Raw genomic sequence first — 24,228 nt, 5'->3', positions numbered from 1 at the left:
CACGTCACTGACGCGGCACGCTAACGCGATTACTCGCTGACTTTCACCACGGTTTTACCGAAGTTTTTGCCATTCAGCATGTCGATAAACGCCTGTGGTGCATTCTCTAATCCCTCAATCATATGCTCGCGATAGTGGATTTTTTTGCTCTCCACCAGCGGGCTCATTGCTTTGAGGAACTCAGGATAACGGTCACCGTAATCCTGGAAGATGATAAAGCCCTGCATACGGATACGACGCTTAAGGATACCTGCCATGATCAGCGAGGTTCTGTCCGGACCGTCCGGCAGCTCACGCTGGCTGTACGCGGAGACCAGACCACAGACCGGCACGCGTGCCGCGGTGTTCAGCAGCGGGAATACGGCATCAAACACTTTGCCACCGACGTTTTCGAAGTAAATATCGATGCCATCCGGGCAGGCGTTTTTCAGTTGCTCTTCAAAGTCTGCGCTGTGGTGATCGAGGCAGGCATCAAAACCCAGCGTATCGACCGCATAACGGCATTTTTCTTCGCCACCGGCGACACCGACTACGCGGCACCCTTTCTGTTTGCCCAACTGACCGACCGTTGCGCCCACTGGACCGGTTGCGGCGGCAACCACCAGGGTTTCGCCCGCTTTCGGCTGACCGATATCCATCAGACCCATATAGGCGGTAAAGCCAGGCATACCGAGAATGCCCAGCGCCCATGAGGGATGTGGCATATCGTTGTCCAGCTTCGCAATCTCTTTGCCATCGGAAACGGCATATTCCTGCCAGCCGCTCTGCGCCAGCACCCAGTCACCGGTTTTAAAGTTGCTGTTTTTCGATTCTGCAACCTGACAGACGGTGCCGCCCACCATTGGCTCATCCAGCTCTGCGGGCGCAGCGTAGGATTTACCCTCATCCATCCGGCCACGCATGTAGGGGTCAAGCGAGAGGTAGATGGTTTTCAGCAGCACTTCACCCTCTTTGATTTCCGGAACGGGCTGAGCCACATGGCGGAAATTCTCTTTGGTCGGCTCACCGTGAGGGCGTGATGCCAGTAACCAGGCGTGGTTCTGGGTAGCGTGTTCAGTCATATTGTCTTCCTTTTATAGCCAGGCAATGCACAGGACATTGCCGTATGAATACCGGGAAAGTGTAGATGACCGCAGCGGGAATGCATTTAGCGCTGTGAGCGGTAAGGTGATTTTCCGGATAACCGGAACAGGGTGCCGACCGCAGCGGCACGCCGACTGCAGAGCGATTTCAGGGTCAGGACTGCGCGGAAGGGTATTCACATCTTTTTGCAAAAAACGGTGGTTTGATGGAAGTGCCGGGGAAGTGGTTACGCATCCAGCGTCACGGGAAGCTCAGAGGATTGTGATAAATATCAGTGAACTCAACAAGGAGAGAAGCATGACTATCCCGCATCTGCGTATTGCCCGTCCAGTGACTGACCTGACGCAAAGCTGCCAAATCTATTGCCTTGGGCTGGGGTTGCAAAAAATCGGTGAGTTTACTGACCATCAGGGGTTCAGTGGTGTGATGCTGGGCGCTGACGGGCTGGCCTGGCATCTCGAATTCACGCTCTGTCACACGCATCCCGTCCGGCCATCGCCAACGGATGACGATCTGCTGGTGCTCTACATCCCACAACAGCCTGACTGGCTGGCTCGCTGTAACAGCATGGATGAGGCAGGATTTCAGCGGATGCCATCATTTAATCCCTACTGGGATCAACGGGGCGTGACATTTATGGATGGGGATGGTTATCGTGTCGTTATCCAGCAGGCCGCATGGTCGCCCGCACGCTAACTTTATGAAGAACCGGAGCTCACCCTGAACATTCTTTGCTTCCATACCGCCGCCAGTAATATCGCGATCTTTGATGATGCCGCCCGCGCACTGGCTCTTGATATTCTGCCCCTGAATCATCTGGTGATGCCTGCGCTGCTGACTGAGGCGGAGCGAAGCGGCGGGATGACAGTGGAATTACGCCGCCGTATTGCACAGCTGATTGAATCGCTGCTGCCGCAGTTTGATGCGATTCTGATCACCTGTTCGACGCTGGGGCCGGTTGCTGATGATTTCAGTACGCATGCTGGGGTAATGCGCACTGACCGGATGTTAGCGGAGACACTGCGGCATCTTACGGGGCCGACGGTGGCGCTGTGTGCCGCAGAATCGACGCTGGCTGCGACACGGACACTCTTCTGTCATCCAGACAGTCAGATCGAGGTCATGCTGGTGGAAGATGCGTGGGCAGCGTTTAAAGCGGGAGACACAGCACGCTACTTTGCCCTGATTGGGGCAGCAGCAGAGCAGGCTTATCAGCAGGGCGCGGTTGCCGTTGCCCTGGCACAAAGTTCAATGACGCCTGTCGCACAGCAGTTTCCCCCTGCGCAGAGACCGCTGACCGGCCCGTATCTTGCGCTGCAGGCTTGCTGCGATCTCAGATGATCGTCACACCGTGCTGGCCGAGCGCCTTTTTCAGCGCCTCGTCCGGCTCTGTTTCCACTACCAGCGTACTCGCCAGCGACAGATCGCCAATGGCAAATGCCGACGCTGAATTGAGCTTTTCGGCGGACGCCAGTACCACGGTTTCTGCTGCGCGTCCTGCCAGCGCCCGCTTCACCGTCGCTTCTTCAAAATTCCCGGTTGTCAGACCCGCCGCCGGATGCACACCGGTAACACCCATAAAAAAGAGATCGGCGTTAATGCGGTTTATCGACTCCAGCATGGCTGCGCCTACCGCCACCACCGAATGCTTATAAAGTTGCCCGCCAATCAGTATAACCTCCACGAGTGGGTGATCGGCTAACGCCAGCGCCACGCTGGGACTGTGTGTCACGGCGGTAAAGCTCAGCGTTGTCGGCAACTGTCGTACCAGTTCTGCGCTGGTGGTCCCGCCATCAATCAGCACAATCTGGCCTGGCTGGATCAATGAGGCCGCTTTTCTGGCGATAATCTGTTTAGACGCCGTCTGCACGCTTTTTCGTGTTTCAAAGGTGCCCAGTGCAGCGGATACCGGTAACGCACCGCCATGCACCCGTTGCAGTAATCCTTCCGCCGCCAGTTCACGCAGGTCACGCCGGATAGAGTCTTCGGAGAGACCAAATCGCTGGCTCAGGTCGCGCGACTGAACCTGTTTTTCCTGGGCGAGCAGGGCGAGAATTGTCTGTTTTCGTTGGCTGGATAGCATCATTCCATTCTGCATGTTTTTTCTTGAATTTGCACGATTGTGCATGATAGCGTGTGGGCTGTCCACTTATCCTGGAGAGTATCATGCAGCAGAATCATCCCCGCGTACGCATCATCAACGAGCAGTTGCTGTCAGATAACTGGTATACCCTGAAGAAGTACACCTTCTCGCTACTGCGCAGCGATGGACGCTGGCAGGAGCAGAGCCGTGAAGCCTACGATCGGGGAAACGGCGCGGTGATTCTGCTCTATAACCGTGATAAACGCACAGTCGTGTTGACCCGGCAGTTTCGCTTTCCCATTTTCCTGAACGGGCATGATGGCTTTCTGATTGAAGCGGCAGCTGGTCTGCTGGATAACGCCTCGCCTGAGACGCGTATTGTTGCCGAAGCGGAAGAGGAGACGGGCTTTCGCGTCAGTCGCGTAGAAAAGGTTTTTGAGGCTTTTATGAGCCCCGGTTCAGTGACGGAAAAACTCTACTTCTTTATTGCTGAGTATGACGATCAACAGCGCAGCGGTGAAGGCGGCGGAATAGTGGAAGAGGGCGAAGATATCGAGGTACTGGAGATCGGTTTCGACAAGGCCTTACAGGCGATTGATCAGGGTGAGATCGTGGATGCCAAGACCATTATGCTGCTCCAGCATCTGCGGCTGAAAGGCATTCTTTAAAATCGCGGGCAGACCACGGTAACGCGGCCTGCCCGTTAACGCTTACTGATCCTGCGTCAGGATGCCTTTGACATCGTGCGGTTCAGAACGCAGATACTGCGGCGGAACCTGCACTTTGCCATCCAGTGCGGCGGCGGCGTGCCACGGCCAGCGGGGATCATAGAGAATGCCGCGCGCCAGCGCCACCAGGTCAGCGTCGCCCTGTTGCAGAACACCTTCTGCCTGCTGAGGTTCAGTAATCAGGCCAACAGCAATCACCGGAATTGACACCTGCTCGCGAATATCGCGGGCGAAAGGCACCTGATAATTGGGTCCGACGCTGATTTCCTGTTTTTCCGACAAACCACCACTGGAAACATGAATATAGGCGCAGTTAAGCGCTTCCAGCTCACGTGAGAGGGCGATCGACTGCTTGATTTCCCAGCCGCCTTCCACCCAGTCCGTCGCGGAAATACGCACACCCACCGGAATGGCAGCGGGAACGGCTTCACGGACGGCTTTGAACACCTCAAGCGGGAAACGCAGTCGGTTTTCCAGCGAGCCGCCATATTCATCACTGCGCTGATTCGAGAGCGGTGACAGAAACTGATGCAGCAGATAGCCGTGCGCGGCATGCACTTCAATCAGTTGGATACCCAGTCGCACTGCACGGCGGGCACTCTCAACAAAAGCCTTTTTTACCCGCTGCAGATCGTCAATGCTCATGGCAACCGGTTTAACTTCATCCGCGCTGTAGCTCAGTGCCGACGGGGCTACGGTTTGCCAGCCGCCTGCATCGGGTGCAATCTGCTTACCGCCTTCCCAGGGAACCGCACACGACGCTTTACGTCCCGCATGGCCCAGCTGCATACCAATCGGGATAGAGGAGTAGCGGCGCACATCATCCAGAACTGTTTTTAGTGCGGCTTCATTATCATCATTCCACAAACCGAGATCGCCGGGAGAGATACGGCCAATGTCCTCAACGGCAGTGGCTTCAATAATCATCAGACCGGCGCCGGAAAAGGAGAGCTGGCCAAGATGGATCCGATGCCAGGCGGTCGCATTGCCTGCTTCAGCGGAGTACTGACACATCGGGGCAATCACAATGCGGTTATCCAGCGTAAGTTCGCCGAGCGAGACAGTGGAAAAAAGTTGGCTCATGTTATCTCCATGGTGTTATGACGGACGTGACAGGCAATAACTATAGCGGGGGATTTACCGGACGGGATGACTGCAACGTGACATTTTATGACTGCGTGCCGGACGACGGAGAGATCGCAGCTTTTCCTTCGGGTTATGAAACAGGGAGTGACTGGCTAGCGGTCAGCCAGCCAGCCAAGCTGTGCTGGTCTGGCTGAACCGGGATTTCGGGTTATCACTGTTGTGGCAGCGTTCAGGCTGGCTTAAACCTCAGACCTGTGCCATGCCGCCATCGACAAACAGCTCTGTCGCGTTAATAAAGCTGGCGGCATCAGACGCCAGAAACGCAACGGTACGGGCAACCTCCTGTGGTTCACCCAGACGGCCAAGCGGTATCTGTGCCGCCAGCGCATCAAACAGACCCTGACGCTGCTCTTCACTCACCAGATCACCCAACCCAGGCGTGCGAACCGGGCCAGGACTCACGACATTAACCCGGATGCCGCGATCTTTCAGATCCAGCGCCCACGAACGGGCAACATCTCTCCGTGCGGCTACTGCAACGCACCACCCGGCGCGTGACCGTCACCGCAGAAGGGCAGGAATACTATGAGAAAGCACTGCGTATCCTGCACAATCTCGAGGATATTGATGCCTGTTTTAATGCGCGGCGCAGTAAACCGCGCGAGCAGTTACGCGTTGATATCGGCGGGTCTACCGCACGGGATATTCTTATTCCGCTGCTGCCCGATTTCTTTGCCCGCTATCCGGACATTACGCTGGATCTTGGCGTCTCGGACCGTCCGGCTAATCTGATTAGCGACAACATTGACTGTGTCATTCGTGGCGGTCCTTTGGCCGATTCCTCACTGGTGGCGCGTCTGATAGGGCACGCCACGCTGATCACCTGCGCGACACCCGCCTATCTCAAAGCATTTGGGATTCCTGCTTACCCTGATGAATTGCGCAACGGGCACCGGCTGGTGAGTTATCTTTCGCCGCAAACCGGCAAACCGTTTCCGCTACAGTTTGAACGTCAGGGTGAGAAAATAGAGATCACCAGCGCGCATCGCATTGGCGTTAATGAAAGTAATGCACACCTGGCGGCGGGTCTGGCCGGGCTGGGGATCATTCAGACGTTCAGTTATTCACTGTCGTCGATTCTGCGGCAGGGCGATATGGTGGAGATATTGCGCGACTGGCGGCCTGCGGGTTATCCGTTTCATCTGGTTTATCCGCAAAACCGGCACGTAACGCAACGGCTGCGGGTGTTTATCGACTGGCTGGTGGCGTGTTTTCCGGCGCGCGTCGCGGGGGAATCCGGCACCTGAGTGCCGGATTAGCAGATTAGTTGCCGCGATAGGTTGAGTAACCAAACGGGCTCAGCAGTAACGGGATATGGTAGTGCTCGCCACTGGCTTCCATGTTGAATTCAACCGGAATCTCCGGGAAGAAGGTTTTCTGATTGGTTTTTTTGTAGAAGTCACCGGTTTTAAACACCACACGGTAGCTGCCCGCACTGGCCATCTTGTCCTGCGGGAACAGGGCGCTGATACGACCGTTGTTGTCGGTAACGCCGGAGGCCAGTTTTACCCAGTTATCCTGCTGCTTTTGATCCAGCTCGACTTCGATGCCCGCGGTAGGCTGACCGGTTTGCAGATTAAGAACGTGTACGCTCAGCGGATTTTTAGCGGCAGCGGGCTGAGCTGCGATAGCGGACGCGCCAGAGGCCATCAGTAATGTTGCGATCAAAGCGTATGATGTTTTCATCAATGTTTCCTTTATTGATTGGTTGAAGTCGTGTAGCAGTGCAGAGAGAGTAAAGGGCCTGAGACCAAAGCGAAAATCAGCCGCGGTAAATGTGAAATTTCTGAGGGAATTAATCTATTTAGTTACATCATACAAGAGTTGTTTTTTTAATTAATAGTCCGGCATTTATGCGATAAAAGTTGATCAGAGAAAAGTGCCGCCAGGTTGAATTCCCGGAGATTGGCAGCCAAAGCAGGGCACCAGGAGTTCAGTGCTGAGCAGAAAGCGGAATCAATTCAGGATTTTTCCGCTTCTGAAATGTCGCGCTCAATGACTGCAATTCGATACAGATAGCTGCAATTTGCCACGTTAACCCCGATGATTTCCAGGAAGACTGGTTCTGCCATTTAAATGGTGCGCTATTTAGTTGTTTACAATGAAGAGGTGCCGTGTCATTGTTCGGCCAACCAGATAGCACACTATTAAATAGCAAGTTAATCGGAGTCCTGTAATGAAAATGAAACTGATCGCCAGTGCATTACTGTTAAGCAGCCAGATAAGTAGCGCGTTTGCTGCGCCAACTGAAAACAGTCCGCAACCGACCGTAGGTGTCGCCGCCTTTCTGAAAGCGCTCAACAGCGGAACGGGTAAACCAATTGAGCAACTCTCTGTCAACGATGCCCGGGCAGTATTGACCGGAGCACAGAAGGGCGCAGAACTGCCGCCGGCACAGATTTCACAGAAGATCATTACTGTACTGGGCAAGCCTCTGACGCTGACCATCGTTAAACCTGAGCACGCCAGCAGCACATTGCCGGTGTTTATGTTCTTCCACGGCGGCGGATGGGTGCTGGGCGATTTTCCAACCCATGAACGTCTGGTTCGTGACATGGTGAATGCATCCGGTGCTGCAGCGGTATTCGTTAACTATCAACCTTCGCCAGAAGCCCATTTCCCGGTGGCAATCACTCAGGCCTATGAAGCCACTAAATGGGTCGCCGACCATGGTGCTGAAATTGGCGTTGACGGAAAACGTCTGGCGCTGGTTGGTAACAGCGTTGGCGGTAACATGGTGGCGGCAGTTGCGTTACAGGCGAAACAGTTTAAAACGCCAGCTATCCGTTATGATGTGATGCTATGGCCGGTTACCGATGCGCGTTTCGACACGCCGTCATATGAGCAGTTTGCTGACGGACATTTCCTGACGAAGAACATGATGAAGTGGTTCTGGGATAATTACACGACGTCGGAAAAAGATCGTAATAACATTCTGGCATCGCCGTTGCGCGCCAGCACTGAACAGCTGAAGGGGTTACCGCCAACGCTGATTCAGACTGCAGAGCTGGATGTATTACGGGATGAAGGTGAAGCATTCGGTCGTAAGCTGGATGCAGCAGGCGTGCCGGTGACCGTTACACGGTACAATGGCATGATTCATGACTTCGGTTTGCTGAACGCCTTGAGCCAGGAACCGACAGTCAGAACAGCCATTGACCAGGCGGGTGAAGCACTGCGTTCGCATCTGAAATAATCTGATGACAAACCCCGGACTGCATCGTTGTTCGGGGTTTTCAGGCGATCTGTTTGAAGGCATCACTATGAAGGTGCAGGGCAGTGGCAGTAACGTAACAGCAGGTCGGAAGTACAGTAATGAATGACGCAGTATCACAGTGATAAGTGCACTGTTAATCTCTTATTTAACATAATATACATTATGCGCTCTTTGGTCAGGTGTCTGTCTTATCCTGTTTTCCACCTTTCCCAGGGAATCTCTGCGGATGCCTGATGATTCTGTCTGACAATGAATCTCTCCGTCTTTTCATCATTCAGGCTGTAATCGATAAACATCTGCGTTGCCGTGTTGCACCTCTCAGCCTGTTCTCTTCTGACACTGTGTTCAGTGGGAAATTTTAATCGGCGCTAATTTCCGGCCAGACGCCTGCATTGCTGCGTTATGCCATCAAACACGCGTTCTGCCAGTTCTGACGGGAACTGATCTGGCAGTTGAGCGCGAACACGCTCGATGACGTCCGGTGCGTCAGAAATTATTTCATCCATCATCATCTCAACCTGCTTTTTACTCAGGCCGGTCTGCTCACCGTGGTTAATCCAGTGCCGTCTTTGTATTTTGTAGAGTTTGTAATAGTTGCTGCTGCCGCGAGCGGCCATCGCCAGTTTGCATTTTTGCCAGGCTATCTGATTATTGCCATTTCCGATGACCGGCCATGCCGATAAAACATCATAAAGTGGCGTAAGGCAATAATGCCCCTGAGGCCCTATCGCAATACTGAAATTTTTAGCATGGCCATCTGTGGCCGCCAGTACCCAGAAAATTATCTGTGCTTTAAAGAAATGCAATCTGTCCTGTTCTGCGTGATCTGAATGACTCAGAATCTCCATAATTTCAGAGATACCTGGCCCGCCGTCGGCCTGATATTTGCGTAATGGTGACATCCCCGCAGCCTGACACATATCTTCCTGAGGTAAACGAATGATCCACCGCTGATCACCTGACCATTTGCGGTCAAAACGTTCAACCACCAGGACTTTCTGATCTTCGAATTGAGCGATTTCTGTTCTTGCGACCGGGATGCCGAATTGTTCAAGTAGCAGCGAACAGAGCCATTCGTTTTCCACGGATGTACTCATATCAGCTTTCATATTGCCGACCAGGCCAAGCGGCAACTTGAAAATATGCGTCGTTGGCGTATTCCCTTCAGGCTTGCACCACCGATCGTCATGCCATAATAACGCTGTTTTTTCCTGCGCACCGGCAATGGATAGCCGTAAGTCGCCTGTATCACTCTGTCTGCCGGGTAATGATGCCGCCGTGGTATTTCGCAATGTCATTGCGATCTCTGATTCAGAGAGCGGCCGATATTTTACGCAATATAAATCCGTGGGTTCATCGCCCTCTTTCAGTAACTGTATCGCGCCTGCGCAATCTTTTCCCAGCTCGGTCAACAGGTCAAAAGGGTCGAGACTTTCTGCCTGATACCGCATTGCCAGACGCCTGCGAATCCCTTCACTATCCGGTAATAAATTATCAAAGTAGTCACGTACCACATTTCCGCGCCAGATTTGATCGCCGGGGGTAAAAGGCAAAGAGAGCGATAACGGTCTTCCTTGCGCGTCGGCACTCCATTCAGGAAGATATTGCAGCGTATCTTCTCCTTTGCTTTTGTTCCAGAATCCAACCTGGATACCGTTCATCCATATCACTAAACGCTGCTGTCTCCGGCTCATAGCGTCACCACTTCTCCCGTCTCGCAGGTGAATTTTCTAACGTCCCCTTTTCTTCTGTCGGCTTTCCTGCGGATGAGCTTATTCCCGAAGAGAGAGTCATCTCCACGCCCAGTAGTGTGAAGATTTTGAAGAGGCGTTCAATGCTGGCTCTGGCCGGGTTGGCTTCCAGACGCGCATAAGTCTGCTGAGTGACGCCTAATCGTTCAGACAGATCTTTTTGCGTCAGTCCATTTGCTTTGCGAAAACCAATAAGCAAAGGACGCAACTGGCTGAGTGTTTTTATCGGATAGACATTTTTCATCGTGCGCTGACCGCTTTAACAGGTGATACAGCCTGTACGCTGTTTAATCAAAATACACTCTAAAAGCTGTTAAAGCAATATAACAGCTTAAAAGCTGTAATTTGCTAATACAGCCTTCAGGCTGTTAACGTCGGCTTTCCTGTTTTACATGCGTACTCCAGGGCCGGGATGCGTGCGCTAACTGTAGAATTTTTGTGCTCCGCAGGCGCTGCTACGTCAATTCTGAATAACTGGCGTGACGTCAGGGCTGCAGAATTTATCACAACGCGTTAAAGTAACCGGCTTTGAGTCTGGAAAACGAGGAAAAATGGAACGCTTATTTGTCTATGGCACGCTCTGTCCGGGCCGGGAGAATGCCCATATTCTTGAAAACATTAGCGGCGAATGGCTGGCCGGCTCGGTAAACGGCACCTTCTATGAGCGTGGCTGGGGTGCAGCGGCTGATTTTCCTGGCATTGTTCTGGATGAACATGGCCCCGCTGTACCAGGATACTTGTTTATCTCTGAGCAGCTGGATGCGCACTGGCCAATGCTGGATGCGTTTGAAGATGGCTATGATCGCGTCGAAGTTCGCGTAACTGCCGGGGATAACCAGTATTACACTGCGTGGATTTATCAGTTACAGCCACAGGTAAACAGCTAATTCTCTCAGCCTGTAATGCGCCAGGCGCACCCTGCTCTTATTGCGGGTTTCAGCCGCTGCGTGATGCGAATTTGACGAATCCTCAAATGACGGCAACAGTGTCAGGCGGGCATGAAAAAGTATGCAACACGCTGATTTTAAATGGGTATAATGTCCGCTTTACTCAGCAATCCACCCCAGCGTTTTCCCATCATCCCGGCTCGTGTTACTGTAAGACATGACAAACAGGCACCCTGTCTGACATCTGTTTTAGACTAAGATCTTATGTATGATGTAACTAAAAGGTATTCTCTTTACTACACTTCAATCCCGGTTCGAAACACCACCAGCCAGCCCCTGTTACTCCGGCCAGCGCTGATGGGGAAAAAGTGATACCCGAATATTAAAAAGATGGATTAATGGCGCGACAGCTGCACTCTCCTCGCGGGCAATTCTTTCTATCCGCAGCAGTAACAGATCCAGTTCATCCAGCAGATCCTGATGCGGCGCTAATTGCAGTGACTTCATTTTGCGTTTCAGATAAAGCGCCAGCTCGTGAAACATCTGACCGCTATCAATCCGATGGCTCTCCAGCACTTCCCTGTATCGTGCGTAAAAGTCATAACAGTTGGCACCCAGCCAGGTTTCGGTAATCAGATACCCACCCACCACGATATCCGGCACCGGGTCGAGACGTTTACGCGGCAGAATAATGTTCACCCTGTCGAGCATTCGGGCAATAAATTGTTGCCGTGACAGCAGCGTGGCGGAATTACGTTCCACCATTTTGATAAATCCTAACAGGTCGCGCAGTCCCCGTTGCACCGCTCTTCTGGCAATCCAGGAGGGCCGCTTATTGCGAATCAACGCCGTCAGCACCACAGCAAACATAATCCCCACCATTGAGGAGATGGCCGCGTTCAGCGTGACGATCAGGTTTGGCACATAGTGATGGCTTAAGCCGATAAAGCCGGGGATCTGAATAGCGACACTCAGCCCCACCATATTGGTTGCCGGATTAGCGATCACCAGACTTAGCAGCATCAGGCCAGGCAGCAGACAGATCATCAACGCCTGTAAGGTATTGGCCTGTGGAATCAGGAACGCGATATAAAACAGGCTGACCACCAGTGCAATCACCACCCCTTTCACGAAGAGCTTCATCGGCGTCACCGGGGAATCAACACCCGCGAAAAAAGAGCTGATAATCGCCGCCATCAAAGGCGCATTCGCCCCATCGGCCCAGCCGCTGCCAATCCAGAACAGGCTGGAGAGAAAGGTGGCCAGAAAAGCGGTCAGCGCGGACAACCGCAGCAGGCCTTTATCAATATGACGATGTTCCCGGATATTGCGGATCGCCGCCCCATCCCCGTGGCTGTAGAGATCCTCGGCTCGCGCGCTGACATTTTCATAGGCATCGGCAATACGTACAAAGTTAGCCAGCCGCTCCAGCAGACCAATCAGCAGCAGACTCTCTTCAGTTGGCAGACGCCCTGCCCGCCATTCCTCTTCCAGCGTCGCCTGACTGGAGGCAATCGCCTCACGCAGTCCGGCAATATCGTTAATACGGTCATGATGCAGCCACAACAGAAATTCCTGAAACACGTCGGTGACGCACGGCGGAAAACGAATGTTCAGTTCGGCCAGTACGCCCAGCCGTGACTCAATCGCGGTCAGCGTCGGCAGCAGATAACTCAGATGCTGATACTGCACGCTGACCAGACGGATGACATTACGCGCCGCTTCGCCCTCATAAACACAGTGTGTCAGCAATGTTTCAACATTCAGCGGATAGCCCGCCATCTGAATCAGGATATCTTCCCGCTCCAGCGATTTGTTCTTCGCCATCCCGCTGATCAGTTCATCACAGAGTTTGCGCGCGTTGAGAAACCAGTGATTAACGCTCTGCCCCAGCAGATGGTGCATCGAAACCGGAAATACCAGCCGGTGAACCAGCGTACTGCAGAGGATACCCAGCGTAATCTCCTCAATACGTGAAATGACGGTATTAATAATCGCAGACGGCGTATCCACATCAGGAAAGCCCATTATCGCCGCACTGTAACCCGCCAGCATAAAGACATAACTCTTCGGCGTGCGGTCATGCAGAGAAAGATAAAGGCAAACCGTTACCCACAGCGACACACAAAGACTGAACAATACGGGTGACTGCACGGTTTCAGGATAGATCAGCAGAATGAAGATGCCGCCCAGCAGCGTGCCCATCAGACGAAACAGTGATTTCGAGACGGTCGATGCCGCATAAAGCTGTGACGTGACAAAAACGGTGGTCAGCGCCCAGGCGGGTTTTTCGAAGTTAAGAAAGAGTGCGACAGAGAGTGCGATAAACGCGGCAAGAGAGGTTTTGCAGGCAAACAAAACCGCGTTTTTGGTAAACCATTTCATCGAATGAGAGCAACCAGGAACTTTCTGAGGCGCGTATCCTGACAGATGCGCCTCTGTTTTACTCTCAGTTAAATTTTACAAATTATTACCGGCCTCCTCAGGCCGGGTAATCGTCTACTGACGCACCAGCGCGCGGCGCTTATCCAGTAAAAAAGGGCGTAAATACCCTACCGTATTTGAGAGCAACATCACCTCCTCCGGCAACCGGATCCTCAGCACCTCCGCCAGGTAGGTTTTGCGCTGCGTCATACGCTGCCAGACATCCGGATAAGCGCGCGCCAGCTCATCACGCAATGCCGCATCTGCCAGCCCGACCGTATCCTCAATACTGCAGCCTCCGTAACCCGGCACCGACGGGATGATATCAATCTGCAGCAGCATACCGCTCTTTAGTGTCACGGCAGAGTCGGGATAGACAGGTGAGCTTAACCACTCCTCGTCAGCCACCAGATGCCCCGGATTCAGATGCCAGCCATACTCTGCTTTGGGCAACACGCTCTCAATAAGTGAATAGAGTTCGCCGCCGGTCATACCGATGTGCAGATGTTCCAGCCAGCTGACCACCGCATGATAATAGGGGATCGCCAGACGGGTTAACCAGTCCGAAACGTTACACTGTAACTCAGAAGACCCGCTGACCACATAAGCGGAACGACTTGTCAGCCCGCCTTTATAGCCGGTAGTAAGAGAAAGCTTATCGCCAGTGACGAGCTGTTTTTCCGATGGATAAAGCCGGGCATGCGCAAAACGATCGCCGGTTGCCGCAATCGTCATCACCGTATTAGGCTGACCTTCTGCGTTAAGCTGTGCGCCTAACGCCTTCTCCGTGTTGCCTGGCTCTACGCTATCCAGCGCAGCCAGCATGGCGGTTGACGCAAGATTTGCCCCAGCCTCATAAAACGCCACTTCATCGGCGCAATTCACGCAGCGCGCACCGTTATCCGGCGAAATAAACAGCCCGGTCGCGTTAACCAGCAGCGCATCACTGCCCGTCGCCTGCGCCGCTGCAGCGTAAACGAACTGCGGCAAATCACACATTCCTAGCTGCCTGCCGGTAAACAACTTCCAGCCCACCAGCCCGGTGCGTTATCCCGCGACAATCCCGGCCTCATTTAACAGCTGATCCAGTGGCTGCTCACCGCGCATCGGCTGATTAGGCAACGAAAAGAGCGGCGCATGCAGACAGCGCCCCGGATTGCGGGCAAAAGGCACCAGCTTTAGATTCTCATTACCCATGATATAAGTGAGAGCGCCCTGCTGATTCACCACCAGCAGCGCCTCCTCGAAGCGAGGAATGAATCCCGCCAGATACTCAAAATTGCTGCCGTGCTCTTTGTCGGCATAGATAATCAGCTGTGCAATCTTCTGCTCCTGCATGCGCTGAATAATAGCGGCCAGACGACGATGCAGCGTTTCATCAGACAACACAGGACTGGCGACACCGGGAAACACCGGCGGTGAAGCAATGACTTCCAGGGCATAGCGATTGGCATCCATAACGCACTCCAGTGTCCGCATTGACAGAGTCAGGTTCCCGTTCCCGGGGTAAACCTAATGTTTCTCCTGTAGGGTGCAACCATCACACAACTTACTCGTTGCGTGTTATCAAAAGATGGACATTCCCTTATAACGATTTGCCTGCCTTGTGCAGGCTTTTTTATGGGTGATTCGTCGCAGGAGACATTATTCGCTGTGACCGGCGACAAAAATGGTCAGCGACGCAGGACCCAATAAGAGTGAGCCGATCAGAAGAGTACATAAAGCGATAAGCAGAGCCCGCTTTACGCGGGCTCCTGATATTATTTGATGGGAACGCCGGCATTCTCCAGCGCTTCAGCCTTTTCGGGATACTGCTCTGCCGTGCCGGCATTCATGATCACAGCCCCGCAACGGATGCAGTGATCGCCCTTCACATCGTGCACAACATCATCCGGATTACCGGTATTGAGACTGACATCACGCGTGGCGTAAACAAACGCCTCTCCTTCACATCCCGGACACTTCATACCCATACTCCTTTGTTATGCCTGTCAGATAAGCATAGCTGACCCGCTTTTAACGAGACATGGGCAGACTGGCTTTTCAGCATAGTGCCAGCTCCGTGCCCTCACTCTCCATGCCGTAACCGCTCCAGCATAATCAATGCATGGCTGAAAATGGCGTCGGCGATATGCTGAGGAAAGTCGGGCGGCAACGCATCACGCACCAAAACGATTGCCTGGGGAAGCGCTTTAATGAAGAAGTCAAAGATCTGCTGCAGGCTGTCACGATCAAAACTCACCTGCTTCGCCGTGGCGATAAAATGGCGCGGGTAAATTTTGTCGATCTCCGTCCTCTTCTCCTGAGTGGCACCCAGCCCCATCGCCAGTGTCAGCGTTTGCGTGTTCATGCCGGAACCCGACTGCACCGGGTACGCGGAGATCACATCATAAAAAGGGGTCAGACGGTAACTGCCGCCGCGCTCAATAAACAGTGAGAAATTCCTGGCGTGACCGTCGGTGGCACCAATCAGCCACTGAAATACCTGGAACATCATAAAGCGATAGCGATCTTCAATGGCGTGACGTGATCCCATCAGTATCTGCATGATCTCTGCGATGCCCGGCCCGCCATCCGATTCATATTGGGTTGACGAGGTCAGTCCCAGCGCCTGACAGAAATCCTCCTGTGGCAGGCGAATCAGCCGGGTTTTGTCACGTGACCAGCGGCGATCAAAGCGTTCAACGGCGAGGGCGCGCATCTTTCCGGCCCGGATAATGGTCGCCTGCGGCACATTGATACCGAGTGCGCGGGCCAGCGTCAGACAAAGATACTCATTCTCTACGCTTTCACGCATATCCAGCGTAGCGGTCGGCTGTTTAATCTCACCGACTGGCAGCTTAATGATGTGTGAGGCAGACGTGCCACCGGCAGGAATGCTCCAGCCTTCCTGCGTCAGCAGCAGCGCGGTTTTCTCCTGTGCACCCGCAACTGAGAGGCGGAAATCGGGCTCCTCATGCAACATTCCCAGCGGAATATCGTACCTGGCCGACAGTACGCTTTCGAGCCGGGCTTCATCCAGCACCTCATAACGAGCCTGCACGGCAGGCAATGGCCTGTCGGGCGGCAACAACATAATTGCTCCGACGGTGTCACGTCCCACCTCCTGCAGTAAATCAAAGGGCTCACAGGATTGAGTCTGGTAACGCGCTGCGATTCTCTCACGAATCAGTGGGCTGTCCGGCAGCAGGTTATCGAAGAAGTTAATCACAGCGTGTGATGTGATCGCCTTAACCTGCAATGGCATTGAGAGTGACAGCGGCCGGGAGAGCGGATTACTCAGCCAGCCGGTATCATACTGAAACGCATGGGTGCCGTTTCGCTGCCGTGTCAGTACACCCACCCGTTCGCCGTTCATCCACGCAATCAGCCTTTGCATTACCACTCATCCTCATCATGCAAATGAGTCGCCGTGACCCCCTCTTTTTCCTGAACGGCCAGACTCACTTCCAGCGCCTGTAACAGCTTAAACAGCGTGGCCAGTGAGGTGCTGTCAGGCGCATTTTCAAAATGAGAAATGGTAGCCTGTTTCAGGCCGACCTTTTTTGCCAGCTCACTCTGCGTCCAGCCATTGCGCTGGCGGATAAACTTGAGCTGGTTTGCCAGCTGTATCGGGCTGTATATCATGGGGTGACTCCTTAAGGATCACAGGCTGTCAGCATAACGCAGATGCATTATCCTTTACAGGGGATAAAAAGAGATTATACCCGCAAAGGGATAATTTGCCTATTATACCCTACAGAGGATAAACGCTAAAATATCCCTTTAAGGGGATAAAAACACACAGATAGAAGAGACACAGAATGCACACATTTACCCTTACCTATCAGGAAAACGATAATGATCGGGACGCGTTGCTGGCAGGATTAGGCGCTTACAACCGGCAGTTTATCAGCCGCGAGAACTGGGGCCCGCTGTCGGTTTATCATAAAGATGCAGAAGGCGTGTTGCGCGGTGGAGTCATCGCCTCGCGCAAAGGCAACTGGCTCTGCATTGATTTTCTCTGGGTGGACGAAACTGTGCGTGGCAGTGGTCTGGGTCGCGCGCTGATGGAAGCCGCGGAACAGGAGGCGGCTAAGAGGGGATGTCTCTTTGCGCTGGTGGATACCTTCAGCTTTCAGGCTCTGCCGTTTTATCAGAAGCAGGGGTATCAGCAGCAGATGTCCCTGCCCGACTTTCCAGAAACCGGCATGCAGCGTCACTATCTGACGAAAACGCTCAGGGTAATAGACTCATGCTGACCACCATTAAAGCAGTCAGCGTGACAGGGTCACAAACCCGCAATGCGCTTAAGGTCTGCTTCGGCGCCGGGAGCAACGGCCAGAACCTGCGCCCCTTTGATGATGCGGTCGCCTTCGGTATTGAACGGGTGGTACCAGCCGCCCGCCTCTTTCACCAGACAGTAACCCGCCAGGCAATCCCAGGCGTGCATATAGGGTTCGTAATATCCCACAACCCGACCGGCGGCGACCCACGCCAGCATCAGCGCGCCCGAACCAATGCGGATAAAGTTACCGCCCGCCGACAGCAGCGCCGCCACAATCTCGCCAACCTGCTGCGGACTGACATAACTGTTAGCGCCAAAGCCGGTAACATGATTTTGCAGTGTGCGGGTGGGATCAACCTGCAGACGACGACCGTTCAGCGTCGCGCCCTGCCCCAGTGCCGCCACATAGCACTCCTCATAAGTGGGTGCGAAAATCACACCGATAACCGGCACATCGCCACGCAGCACTGCCACCGAAACGCACCAGCTCGGCATCCCATTGAGAAACGGGCTGGTGCCATCGATCGGATCAACCACCCAGGTGTAGTCAGAGTGTCCCGCCTGCAGCCCCGACTCCTCACCCAGAAAGCCATCATCGGGAAACGCATCCTTTATGCGGCTGGCGATCAACTGCTCTACTTCACGGTCGGCAATTGACACCACATCCTGCAAATCGTACTTGGTCTCTACCACCAGCGTGTCGCGACGGTTAAACCAGCCTAGCGCGGTCGCGCCACCTTCGCGGGCCACAGCCTCCGCTAAAGCCAGTCGCGCCATTATTTCATCATGCGATGCCATGCAAACTCCTCGGGTTAATCAGATTAACGGGCAATCAGGGCAAGGCCCTGCGGCTTAAAGTTGACGCCTACCAGGGTGGCGAGAGGCAGACGCTGTTCCATCTGCGGATCGATAATGAACAACGCGCCCAGCTCGGTCGCGACTTCATATTCAATATGGTCACCCAGCCAGGTGCTGTGGATCACTTCACCCTGCAACGCGCCCTGGCCATCGCCAGACAACGTAATAAACTGGGGTCTCACCGCCAGCTGGGCACTGCCGGTTTTAGCGCCCGCACCCCGCACCCGAAAGCGCTGGTTACCCAGACGAACCAGTGCGTCATCTGCATCCGCCTGCTCCACTTCACAGGGCAGAATATTGGCTTCCCCCATAAAGTCCGCAATAAAGACCGAGTTGGGCGAATGATAAAGCGTCTCCGGCGCGCCCTGCTGGGCAATATCCCCCTCTTTCATGACAATAATCTTATCGGAGACTGCCAGCGCCTCTTCCTGATCATGGGTGACATAGACCGCCGTAAATCCGAGCCGCTGCTGCAAATCACGGATATCGGTGCGCACCCGACGGCGCAGACGCTCATCAAGGTTCGACAACGGCTCATCGAGCAGCAGCACCTGCGGTTCCAGCACCAGCGCACGCGCTACCGCAATACGCTGCTGCTGTCCGCCAGAAAGTTCAGACGGCAACCGCTCTCCCTGACTCTCTAACCCCACCAGCTTCAGCCCCTCACGCGCCCTGTCCTGCGCTTCGCGTTTGTTCATGCCCGAGGAGAGCAGCCCGTAAAGAATGTTGTCGATAGCGTTCATGTGGGGAAACAGCGCGTATGACTGAAACACCATCGCCACATCCCGTTCGTTAGCGGGCAGATGCGTTACCTCTTTGCCGCCAATCAGAATCCTTCCCGAGGTGGGATGCTCCAGCCCGGCCAGTAGCCGCAGCGTGGTAGTCTTGCCGCAGCCGGACGGCCCGAGCAGCGTCACCAGCGTGCCTGGCTCTACGGTGAGCGACAGATCCGGCACGGCGGTAAAACCAGCAAAACGCTTCGCGACATGTTCAAACACCACCGATCCGGCGTTAATGGTCGTCATAGGGCTCTCTCCTGAGTCAGTGTGGAGGCAGAAGGTGCGGTAACCATCACCGCCGGTTGGGTTGTACGGCGCAGGCGACGTTCGCCCACCAGCAGCTGGAACAGGCCTATGATTAGCAGCATCACGACAATCAATACCGACGAGTAGGCAATGGCGACGCCATACTCACCGTTCTCCACCAGCCCGACGATGTAAGAGGTCGCCATGTTGTACTGGGCGCTGACCAGGAAAATCACCGCGCTGATCGAGGTTATCGCCCGCACAAAGGCATAGACCAGCGCGGCGCTGATCGCCGGTTTCAGCAACGGCAGCACGACTTTGCGCAGCGTCCGAAAACTGTTAGCGCCCAGCGTCAGTGAGGCTTCATCCAGGCTTTTATCCAGCTGGCTCATCGCCGCAATCCCGCCACGCACGCCGACCGGCATATTACGGAAGACAAAGCAGGCGATCAGGATCATCGCGGTACCGGTCATCTCCAGCGGCGGCAGGTTATAGGCCATGACATAACTCACGCCGATGACCGTACCGGGAATGGCAAAGCTCAGCATCAGCATGAATTCAAAGGTCTGACGGCCGGCAAACTTCTGCCGCACAATCAGCCAGGCCGTCAGCAGCCCCACAATGGCCGTGAGCGGCGCAGCGATCAGGGCAATCTCCAGCGTGGTCCAGAAGGAGTTCCAGGCGACGCCGCGCCAGACCAGCTGCCCCTGATTGACGCTGACGCTGAAGGCGCGAATGTAGTGATCCAGCGTCAGGTTGTTATTCAGCCCCCACGACTGTACAAAGCCGCCAATCATGATCATGCCGTAGATCACCAGCGTGAAGAGTCCCCACGGGATGACCATGCCATAGACGCTGTAGCGCACCGGACGCGGCAGCATCACGTGACGGCCACCGTCGCCTTTGCCGGTGACGGTGGCAAAGCTTTTTCCGGCGAGCCAGACGCGCTGCACCAGAAATGCAGTCAGCGTAAAGCCCAGCAGGATCATCGCCAGCACCGCCGCGCGGCTCGGGTCGTTCTGTGCGCCGACCACAGAGAAGAAGATTTCGGTGGAGAGCACGCCATGACTGCCACCCAGCACCATCGGGTTACCGAAATCGGCCATGCTTTCGATAAAGCTGATCAGGAAGGCGTTGGCCAGACCGGGCGCCATCAGCGGCAGCGAGATGCGGGAGAAGGTGCGCCAGCGACTGGCGCGCAGCGTCTGAGAGGCCTCTTCCAGTGACGGACTGACACCCTCGACCACGCCAATCAGCACCAGGAAAGCGATAGGGGTAAACGACAGCACCTGCGCAATCCAGATGCCGGTCAGGCCATAGAGCCAGCGGCCCGGTTCGATGCCGAACAGCGTTGCCAGTGATTCTGTTACGACACCGGAGCGGCCAAACAGCAGGATAAGCGCCAGTCCGATAACAAACGGTGGCGTGATAATCGGCAGAATGGTCAGCATCCGCAGCGCTTTCTTGCACGGCAGCGACGTGCGCGTAGCCGCCAGCGCAAACGCCAGCCCCAGCAGCGTCGAACCGCTGGCGGTCATCAGCGCCAGTCCCAGCGTGCGCCAGGCCGTGCCGCAGGTGCCACCGGTGAAACAGGAGAGACTCCAGATCGCAGGGTCCTGCATATTGGCAATCAGCCCATCCGGTTTGAAGCTGCCATCAATATCCTGCACCGAGGCGACAAACAGGCTCAGCACCGGATAGAGCACAAAGGTGGTCACCAGCGCCACCAGCAGTACAATCGACGCCACGACAAAGGCATCACCTTTCAGCACACCCCGCTCCGCCAGGGCAAATGCGAAGATCAGCAAAAACACGGTCAGCAGCAGCAACGCGCCCGCGCCCATTGCTGGCTGGCCCAATGCCTGCGGACCCGCGATATGTTCCAGCCACAGCCAGTTCCAGCCACTGAAACCAATGGCATGCCCTTCCAGCACCAGAAACAGGATGCCCGTGACGCTGAAAAGCAGCAGGAGCGTGCTACGCGTGCGGCCCGGCGGCAGAAAGACGCTGGCCGCAGAGAGCAGCCACAGCGCGACAGCAATACTCAGCCAGCTGCGTAACGCGAGCTGCCCCAGCGCCGGTGCACTGTTCTCATCGGTCCATAAGCTGAACAGCCACTCCCCGCTGAAGAAGCCCTGCTCCAGGCTGTACCAGGGCAGCAGCGTCAGCGCGACGGCGCCCGCCAGCAGCGCCGCGGTTAAGCGACGATTGTGCGCATTCATAAATTACCTCGATCAGGAAGCGGGCATCAGGCTTACGCCACCGCGGTCTGGCAACGGCCCGGCTCAGGCGGCCGGGACAACCCCACTGTTATTGCGCGCTGGCACCAATCTCTTTATCCCAGCGGCCCAGCAGCGCTTTACGTTTTGCCGAATCGCCATAGGTTTTGAAGTCATAATCGATCAGTTTGATGTTCTCGAAACGCGGCGCATATTCAGAGATCTCCGCCTGACGGTTGGAAGGGAGCTGGAACGATTTCGCCTCTTTCATGTGTGATTGCGCCTCAGCGCTCAGCGCCCAGTCATACCAGACTTTGGCATTTGCCAGATTTCGTGCTCCTTTGATGATCGACATTGAACCAATCTCATAGCCAGTGCCTTCACAGGGCGCGACGGGCTTAATCGGGAAGCCATCCACTTCCATCGCTACGGCATCGTGCATAAAGACAATCCCGAGGGTGGTTTCACCGCGCGCAGCGGCTTTGACCGGCGCAGAGCCGGACTTGGTGTATTGCGAGATGTTGGCGTTAAGCTTCTTCAGATAATCGAAGGCTTTGTCTTCACCCATAATCTGCACCAGCGTCGCCAGGGTGTTATAGGCCGTGCCGGAGGAGTTGGGATTGGCGATCTGAATCTCACCTTTAAAACCCGGGTCGAGCAGGTCAGCCCAGCAGGCCGGGACCTTCAGCTTTTTCTCCGCCAGCAGCTTCGTGTTATAGCCCCAGCCCAGCGCACCGGCGTAGACGCCCACGGTGCGATAACCGGAGATTTCCGCCACTTTTTGTGACCAGGGTTGTTGCTGATCGAGCAAAGGGGATTTATAGGCCTGGGTTAAGCCCTCTTCGGCAGCCTGCATGTGCGGATCCCCGGTGCCGGCCCACCAGATATCGGTACGGGGATTGCGTGCTTCACTGCGGATACGGGCATAGGCTTCACCGGCAGAGAGCCGCACCATGCTGAGTTTGATATCAGGATGGCTCTGGCTGAACAGCGTGGTCATCTGTTCACACACCACCACATCCGCTGAGCAGATCATGTTAAGGCCGGCCGCCGAGGCAGCAAACGGCATCATAGGGCAGACAATGACAGCAGCGAGCAGAGAGGAATAACGCATGATGTTCTCCTGGGGCTGGATGACGCAGGTGCGCCAGCTATTGCACATGTGTGCAAACGTATGCGCAAAGTAGTACGGCGAGCTGTTGACACTGTCAATTCGGTTGTTACGCAATTGTCAGGCGCTGTCACAAATTTGAAACACTTTACGTGCAGCCATGTTTTGCACAGCCTTGCAATTTCAGGCAGACTCAGTGCAGACAACGGTGGGACGGGGAAATAAGATGCAGCAGCTTAAAGCGGTGGTAAGCGCACAGGATGTCGCAGACCGGGCGGGCGTTTCCCGTTCAGCGGTCTCCCGCACCTTTACGCCAGGTGCCAGCGTGTCGGAGGCCACCCGTCAGCGGGTGATGAAAGCGGCAGAAGAGCTGGGCTATCACGTCAACCATCTGGCACGGGGTCTGGTTCGCAACCGCAGCGGCATTGTCTGTTTAATTGCCTCCGAAGTGGATACGCCCTACCGTGCCAGCCTGGTGCGCTGGATGACCCAGTACCTGCAGGAAGCGGGAAAAGTGGCGATGCTGATTAACACCGACCGCTCGGATGCGCGCGTTTCCGCCGCGCTGCAACAGGCGATTAATTTTCGCGCCGACGCCTCCATTATTCTTTCAGGTATGCCTGACAGCGGCATTACCCGCCTCTGCTACAAACATGGCCAGCACCTGGTGCTGATTAATCGCGATGAGTCTTTGCCCGGTACGCTCAATATTAATCTCGACTCCGGCCCGGCAGCGGAAATGGCGGTCAACGCATTTGTGCGGGCGGGCTGCAACCGCATCGCTTTCGTGAATTCGCTGGCGGGAACACCCAGCCTGCTGAAGCGCGAAGCCGATTTTCTGGCCGCGGCGCAGAAAGCGGGCGTCGCGGTTCAGGTCGAGCGGTTCGGCTCCACCTCCTATGAAAGCGGACAGATTCTGGCTCAGCGTCTGCTGACCCGAAAAGTTCGCCCTGACGCGGTTTACTGCGCCACCGACCTGCTCGCCTGTGGCTTTATGGATGAAGCGCGTCACCGCTTTGCGCTGCGTATTCCGGAGGATCTCTGCATCATGGGGCACGACAATATTCCGCAGTCGGGCTGGTCCTCTTACAACCTCACCACCTTCGCGCAGCCGGTGGAGCAGTTCGCCCGCGATGCGATTGCCTGGCTGGTGGAGACGGAAGCGCAACCGGAGACACTGATGCCGAAGAATGAACAGCAGCAGGAGCGCAGAATATACCCGGTGGATGTCGTCTGGCGGGGTTCAGTACGCGGCGGATAACCGCCTTTTTTTATTTTCTGCCGATGCGCTTTATTCGCTGTAATAATAACCAAAACCCGCCACGCTTCGTTTTAAATATCCCCTTCCCGCGCAGAAAAATAATCGGAGGCTCCGGCACAGTTTTCTGATTTCATGACTACGCTTTATCAGCATTATTAATTTCTTCTG

At 54.9% G+C, this 24,228-nt stretch carries 21 protein-coding genes and 3 pseudogenes; 8 read left to right on the top strand and 16 right to left on the bottom strand.

Annotated elements, in window-relative coordinates:
• Positions 1–29: 29 nt before the first annotated feature.
• Entirely contained in the window at positions 30–1,061 is a 1,032-nt protein-coding gene (gene curA, locus KTJ90_RS09850; protein WP_003853584.1) for an NADPH-dependent curcumin/dihydrocurcumin reductase, read from the bottom strand.
• 319 nt (positions 1,062–1,380) lie between these two features.
• On the opposite strand from curA, the gene KTJ90_RS09845 reads away from it, so the two are divergent.
• Complete coding sequence (locus KTJ90_RS09845) at positions 1,381–1,779, top strand: VOC family protein (RefSeq protein WP_105099185.1); 399 nt, start codon at positions 1,381–1,383, stop codon at positions 1,777–1,779.
• A 165-nt stretch (positions 1,780–1,944) separates the two neighbouring features.
• Positions 1,945–2,424, top strand: a complete 480-nt coding sequence (locus tag KTJ90_RS09840; RefSeq protein ID WP_499024374.1) for a glutamate racemase — start codon at positions 1,945–1,947, stop codon at positions 2,422–2,424.
• Here the strand turns inward: KTJ90_RS09840 and KTJ90_RS09835 are convergent.
• Positions 2,417–3,166 (bottom strand): DeoR/GlpR family DNA-binding transcription regulator, encoded by a 750-nt coding sequence (locus KTJ90_RS09835; RefSeq protein WP_499026490.1) that lies wholly within the window; start codon positions 3,164–3,166, stop codon positions 2,417–2,419. The genes KTJ90_RS09840 and KTJ90_RS09835 overlap by 8 nt on opposite strands.
• Before the next feature lie 83 nt (positions 3,167–3,249).
• Here KTJ90_RS09835 and KTJ90_RS09830 point away from each other — a divergent pair, with 83 nt between their 5' ends.
• Complete coding sequence (locus KTJ90_RS09830) at positions 3,250–3,834, top strand: NUDIX domain-containing protein (RefSeq protein ID WP_003853592.1); 585 nt, start codon at positions 3,250–3,252, stop codon at positions 3,832–3,834.
• A 42-nt stretch (positions 3,835–3,876) separates the two neighbouring features.
• Here the strand turns inward: KTJ90_RS09830 and KTJ90_RS09825 are convergent, their stop codons facing one another.
• The gene (locus tag KTJ90_RS09825) at positions 3,877–4,977 is read right to left on the bottom strand and encodes an NADH:flavin oxidoreductase/NADH oxidase (RefSeq protein ID WP_003853594.1); all 1,101 of its coding nucleotides are present in this window, start codon (positions 4,975–4,977) and stop codon (positions 3,877–3,879) included.
• A 249-nt stretch (positions 4,978–5,226) separates the two neighbouring features.
• Positions 5,227–5,511, bottom strand: a pseudogene (locus KTJ90_RS09820) (SDR family oxidoreductase); the annotation flags it as partial.
• Here KTJ90_RS09820 and KTJ90_RS09815 point away from each other — a divergent pair.
• Positions 5,496–6,287, top strand: a pseudogene (locus KTJ90_RS09815) (LysR substrate-binding domain-containing protein); the annotation flags it as partial. The pseudogenes KTJ90_RS09820 and KTJ90_RS09815 sit on opposite strands and share 16 nt — an antisense overlap.
• Before the next feature lie 16 nt (positions 6,288–6,303).
• Here KTJ90_RS09815 and uraH read toward each other — a convergent pair.
• Positions 6,304–6,726 carry a hydroxyisourate hydrolase gene (gene uraH / locus KTJ90_RS09810; RefSeq protein WP_008925192.1) on the bottom strand — a complete coding sequence of 141 codons (423 nt, stop codon included), beginning with the start codon at positions 6,724–6,726 and terminating at the stop codon, positions 6,304–6,306.
• Between the two features lie 490 nt (positions 6,727–7,216).
• On the opposite strand from uraH, the gene KTJ90_RS09805 reads away from it, so the two are divergent.
• Positions 7,217–8,236, top strand: coding sequence for an alpha/beta hydrolase (locus tag KTJ90_RS09805; RefSeq protein ID WP_008925193.1), 1,020 nt, complete (start codon positions 7,217–7,219; stop codon positions 8,234–8,236).
• Positions 8,237–8,625: 389 nt separating this feature from the next.
• On the opposite strand, the gene KTJ90_RS09800 is transcribed toward KTJ90_RS09805, so the two are convergent.
• Together KTJ90_RS09800 and KTJ90_RS09795 are read right to left on the bottom strand one after the other, a co-directional pair.
• Positions 8,626–9,951 (bottom strand): type II toxin-antitoxin system HipA family toxin, encoded by a 1,326-nt coding sequence (locus tag KTJ90_RS09800; RefSeq protein ID WP_499024367.1) that lies wholly within the window; start codon positions 9,949–9,951, stop codon positions 8,626–8,628.
• Positions 9,952–9,955: 4 nt separating this feature from the next.
• The gene (locus tag KTJ90_RS09795; protein ID WP_003853607.1) at positions 9,956–10,252 is read right to left on the bottom strand and encodes a helix-turn-helix transcriptional regulator; all 297 of its coding nucleotides are present in this window, start codon (positions 10,250–10,252) and stop codon (positions 9,956–9,958) included.
• Between the two features lie 307 nt (positions 10,253–10,559).
• Here KTJ90_RS09795 and KTJ90_RS09790 point away from each other — a divergent pair, with 307 nt between their 5' ends.
• The gene (locus tag KTJ90_RS09790) at positions 10,560–10,895 is read left to right on the top strand and encodes a gamma-glutamylcyclotransferase family protein (protein WP_003853609.1); all 336 of its coding nucleotides are present in this window, start codon (positions 10,560–10,562) and stop codon (positions 10,893–10,895) included.
• A gap of 339 nt (positions 10,896–11,234) precedes the next feature.
• On the opposite strand, the gene KTJ90_RS09785 is transcribed toward KTJ90_RS09790, so the two are convergent.
• The 5 genes and pseudogenes from KTJ90_RS09785 to hipB form a co-directional block, all read right to left on the bottom strand.
• Entirely contained in the window at positions 11,235–13,280 is a 2,046-nt protein-coding gene (locus KTJ90_RS09785) for an FUSC family protein (protein ID WP_499024365.1), read from the bottom strand.
• A 114-nt stretch (positions 13,281–13,394) separates the two neighbouring features.
• A pseudogene (locus tag KTJ90_RS09780) lies at positions 13,395–14,777 on the bottom strand (M24 family metallopeptidase).
• A 302-nt stretch (positions 14,778–15,079) separates the two neighbouring features.
• The gene (locus KTJ90_RS09775; RefSeq protein WP_003853616.1) at positions 15,080–15,286 is read right to left on the bottom strand and encodes a type II toxin-antitoxin system MqsA family antitoxin; all 207 of its coding nucleotides are present in this window, start codon (positions 15,284–15,286) and stop codon (positions 15,080–15,082) included.
• A gap of 101 nt (positions 15,287–15,387) precedes the next feature.
• Entirely contained in the window at positions 15,388–16,698 is a 1,311-nt protein-coding gene (locus KTJ90_RS09770; RefSeq protein WP_003853618.1) for a type II toxin-antitoxin system HipA family toxin, read from the bottom strand.
• Positions 16,698–16,946, bottom strand: coding sequence for a type II toxin-antitoxin system antitoxin HipB (gene hipB / locus KTJ90_RS09765; protein WP_008925200.1), 249 nt, complete (start codon positions 16,944–16,946; stop codon positions 16,698–16,700). Before hipB ends, KTJ90_RS09770 begins: the two co-directional genes overlap by 1 nt.
• Positions 16,947–17,122: 176 nt before the next feature.
• Here hipB and KTJ90_RS09760 point away from each other — a divergent pair, with 176 nt between their 5' ends.
• Entirely contained in the window at positions 17,123–17,560 is a 438-nt protein-coding gene (locus KTJ90_RS09760; protein ID WP_039660227.1) for a GNAT family N-acetyltransferase, read from the top strand.
• A gap of 29 nt (positions 17,561–17,589) precedes the next feature.
• On the opposite strand, the gene KTJ90_RS09755 is transcribed toward KTJ90_RS09760, so the two are convergent.
• From KTJ90_RS09755 to KTJ90_RS09740, 4 genes are all read right to left on the bottom strand, one after another.
• On the bottom strand, positions 17,590–18,384 hold the full coding sequence (locus tag KTJ90_RS09755; RefSeq protein WP_039660226.1) for an inositol monophosphatase family protein: 795 nt from the start codon (positions 18,382–18,384) through the stop codon (positions 17,590–17,592).
• 23 nt (positions 18,385–18,407) lie between these two features.
• The gene (locus tag KTJ90_RS09750) at positions 18,408–19,469 is read right to left on the bottom strand and encodes an ABC transporter ATP-binding protein (RefSeq protein ID WP_003853623.1); all 1,062 of its coding nucleotides are present in this window, start codon (positions 19,467–19,469) and stop codon (positions 18,408–18,410) included.
• A complete protein-coding gene (locus KTJ90_RS09745) occupies positions 19,466–21,691 on the bottom strand; it encodes an ABC transporter permease (RefSeq protein WP_008925203.1) in 2,226 nt (741 codons plus the stop codon). The genes KTJ90_RS09750 and KTJ90_RS09745 overlap by 4 nt, the downstream gene beginning before the upstream one ends.
• A gap of 88 nt (positions 21,692–21,779) precedes the next feature.
• Positions 21,780–22,802, bottom strand: a complete 1,023-nt coding sequence (locus KTJ90_RS09740; protein ID WP_008925204.1) for an ABC transporter substrate-binding protein — start codon at positions 22,800–22,802, stop codon at positions 21,780–21,782.
• 223 nt (positions 22,803–23,025) lie between these two features.
• On the opposite strand from KTJ90_RS09740, the gene KTJ90_RS09735 reads away from it, so the two are divergent.
• Entirely contained in the window at positions 23,026–24,060 is a 1,035-nt protein-coding gene (locus KTJ90_RS09735) for a LacI family DNA-binding transcriptional regulator (RefSeq protein ID WP_003853628.1), read from the top strand.
• The last annotated feature ends 168 nt before the right edge of the window (positions 24,061–24,228 follow it).

Origin of the sequence: Pantoea jilinensis (assembly GCF_019104105.1) — a bacterium.
GTDB lineage: Bacteria > Pseudomonadota > Gammaproteobacteria > Enterobacterales > Enterobacteriaceae > Pantoea > Pantoea eucalypti.
Note: the sequence above shows the minus strand (reverse complement) of the source record. Positions and strands in the feature narration are given on the sequence as shown.